This is a genomic window from uncultured Microbacterium sp., from assembly GCF_963521695.1.
GTDB lineage: Bacteria > Actinomycetota > Actinomycetes > Actinomycetales > Microbacteriaceae > Microbacterium.
On the sequence record NZ_CAUQWC010000312.1, the window covers coordinates 1 to 3006 of the forward strand.

The following is a 3006-nucleotide window of genomic DNA, read 5'->3' on the forward strand; positions in this document are numbered from 1 at the left end:
CGGCGACGGCGATCTCGACGGACTCCTCCAGCACGGAGCGGAGCACGCCGAGGTCGTAGAGACGTGCCTCGGACTCGGCGAGGGAGGGGTCGCCCTGTCGCCAGCGGAAGCCGTTCACGTGGTCGAAGGCGGCGGAGTTGGCGCTCATCAGTGACCACCGCCCATCACGGCGGCGACCGCGGCGCGCTGTCGCGGGGTCAGGGGCGTGCGAGCCAGGCGTTCACCGGCCAGACGACCAGCAGCACGAGCGGCGGCGATGACGGGATCGAGGCCGTCTGCCTGCGGAGAAGGAGTGGAGCCCTGATCGAGGCCAGGGCGGTCGAGCGCGGATGCGCGGGGAACGTCGATAACGACAGACATCGGAAGTCCTCAGACATGAGTATCTTCCGGTTCCCCGCCACGGTAATTGGGCTGTTTGACCGGCTACTCATCCGGGAGCAGAACCCCGCGCTTCTAAGTCGCGGCCCCGGTGGGATCTTCTTGTCTGCAACCATTCTCCCACGAGTCGACTCACCATTGCAATGACGAGTCGACTCATGAGTCAGTCGCGACGCGGCTCTATCCGAATCAGGTCGGGGTCGAATTTCACGTGACCGGGCGTGATGGGCTCGATGGTCACCGTCACCAGCTCGTCCACGAGCATCCGGCGGCGGTCCACGTCCAACACCTTCCACTTCGCCTCGACCACCTCGCGGCGCTCCGCGGTGCCGACCGGCTCCTCGACGTCCGCGAGCAGCTTCGCCGCCGCCGACACCGAACGGTCGAGCAGCTCCGCGTCGATCTCGTCGATGCGGGCCTTCACGTCGTTGATCGCTGCCGTTATCTCCAGGACCGGCTGATGGATGTCGCGCAGCAGCGGGCTCAGCTCCTTCACCCGATCGACCAGGGCGTTCCGCTCCGTCAGCAGCTCCTCGCGATCCGGCCCATCGTCCTCCTGTGGCATCACGAGGTCGTGCACGTCCACCGAGGACAGACGCGTGAGCACCGCCTCGGTGACCATCGCATCGACGGGCTCGCGCTGGCGGGTGAGATGGAACTGCTCGCCGCAGCGGTACGTCGGCTGCTTGCGGCTGTTCGTCCCCGAGACGAGCGTCGCGCCGCACTTCCCGCACAGCCCGATCGTGGACAGGAGATACTTCGGCTGGTTCCCCTGCCTCGCCGACCTCCGCACGTTGTCCTCCAGCTTCGCCACCGCGGCCCGCCACGTCTGCTCGCCGACGATGGGCGGGAACGCCTCGCCCTGAACCGGGTACAGCTCGCCCGACGCGTAGTGCTTGATGTAGCCACAGTAAAGCGGGTTCGCGAGCAGGTAGCGCACAGCATCGACGGAGAACTCCGACCCACGCGCGGTGAAGTGACCGGCGCTGTTCAGGTCCTCGCGGATTCGCCGGATCGACAGGGACGGCTCGCCGAGGAACGCATCGAAGGCCCGCCGTACGGCGGCGGCCTCCTCCTCGATCAACTCGCCGTCCCTCGTCCAGCCGAACGCCTTCCAGGCGGACGTGGGGATGCCCTCGGCGCGTCGGCGCTCGTTCGACCTGATTTGTCGCTCGGCCTTGCGTCGTGCCTCGAACCGGGCGAGAGCGGCGAGCATCGTCGCCCGGAACTCCCCGTCCGCCGTCGAGAGGTCGATCTCGCCGTCAACGGTGACGACACGCAGGCCGAGATCGATCAGTGTGTTCAGGTCCTTCGTGCTACGCAGGAGCCGGTCCATGTCCACGGCGACCACCATCGAGAACTTGCCCGCACGGGCGTCCTCCAGCATCTCGGCCCACCGAGTGCCAGCACGGCGCTTCTTCGTCGCGGACACCGCGTTGTCGTCGTAGACCTCGACGACCTTCCAGTCCTTGGCCTCGGCCAGCGCCCTGATCTTTCTCAGCTGGGTCTCGACGGTCCATCGGTCGCCCTTGCGGTCCATCGAGGCGCGGACGTACGCCGCAACCTCGTTCGTCTTCCTCAGCGATACCAGTTCGACCATGCAACCAAGCTTACGTGAACGGGTGTTGCAACCGCTACATGCGCTACCGCTTGTCGATGACGCCGGTGCTGACCTCGATGCGCGACGTCCGGGCGCCCGCTACCGCGAGCAGCGGCACGGGCGAGGCCGCCTGGCGGGCGACGTGGTGGACGCGTCAGTAGGCGCCGTTGATGCCGATCTCGTCCGCCCCGACCGCGCGACCGCGATCTCGACGGCCTCCTTGAGCGCCCGGCCGGCGTCGGGATCGCCGGGGCCGCGACCGTGTCCGTAGTGACCGAAGCCGAGGAATCCGAAGCCTTCATGCAGTCGTCAACTATCCGACTCACGGGCTCGTTCCGGACCTCCACACGATGAGCGTCACCCGAATCCCGCCGCTCCCCCTCGGCCCAGCACCCGGTTGATGCGATCGATGGCGGCGGTGCAGCCATCCTCGTCCACCATCGCCTCTCCCAGCGCTCCAGCGGCGTCGGCCAGGTCGTCGATGACGCGCAGGCGCTCAGCAAGGGCCTCCCCGGTCACGCGCTTGAGCGGACGCGGCGCCACCCCCAGCTCGCGGAGACGGCCGGCCCAGAAGGGCTGATCGCCGAAGAAGGGGCGGATGATCTGCGGAGTCCCCGCATGGAGCGCGGCGCCCACGGTTCCCACTCCGCCGTGGTGGACGACGGCCGCGGCCCTCGGCAGGAGCCCATCCAAAGGAGCCTCCTCGATGGCGAGGACGTCATCACCCCCCCGACGCGTTCAACCCCGCCCATCCGGCCAGGAGGATCCCCCTGCGCCCCGCACGGCGCAGGCCGTCCACCACCTCTCGGGCGAGCCGCGCCGGGTCGCCGTGCGTCATGCTTCCGAAGCCGACGACCGCGGGTGGCGGCCCGGCGGCCAGGAAGCGCTCGACGTCCGCCGGAAGAGTCCCGGTCGCACGCGACCGCCAGAACCCGAGGGAGCCCTGGGAGGGGCGCCACTCGGGCGTCACCGCCAGCAGACGGGGGCTCCAGGCGCTGAGAATCCCCCGCGAGGCGATGATCCTGGAG

3 protein-coding genes and 1 pseudogene are annotated in these 3006 nt (G+C 68.8%); all 4 read right to left on the reverse strand.

Annotated elements, in window-relative coordinates:
• Window positions 1-147: 147 nt before the first annotated feature.
• Window positions 148-360: a hypothetical protein gene (locus RWP81_RS15690; protein ID WP_003780572.1), complete on the reverse strand. Its 213-nt coding sequence runs from the start codon at window positions 358-360 to the stop codon at window positions 148-150.
• Window positions 361-541: 181 nt separating this feature from the next.
• The gene (locus RWP81_RS15695; protein ID WP_009744093.1) at window positions 542-1978 is read right to left on the reverse strand and encodes a recombinase family protein; all 1437 of its coding nucleotides are present in this window, start codon (window positions 1976-1978) and stop codon (window positions 542-544) included.
• Between the two features lie 357 nt (window positions 1979-2335).
• Window positions 2336-2686: a glycosyltransferase gene (locus RWP81_RS15705; protein ID WP_399540622.1), complete on the reverse strand. Its 351-nt coding sequence runs from the start codon at window positions 2684-2686 to the stop codon at window positions 2336-2338.
• Between the two features lie 13 nt (window positions 2687-2699).
• Window positions 2700-3006: pseudogene (locus RWP81_RS15710) on the reverse strand (hypothetical protein); the annotation flags it as partial.

What these genes read in the sequence shown, in the direction of transcription:
- RWP81_RS15690 (WP_003780572.1), bottom strand. Translation starts at nt 360, where the DNA reads ATGTCTGTCGTTATCGACGTTCCCCGCGCATCCGCGCTCGACCGCCCT.
- RWP81_RS15695 (WP_009744093.1), bottom strand. Translation starts at nt 1,978, where the DNA reads ATGGTCGAACTGGTATCGCTGAGGAAGACGAACGAGGTTGCGGCGTAC.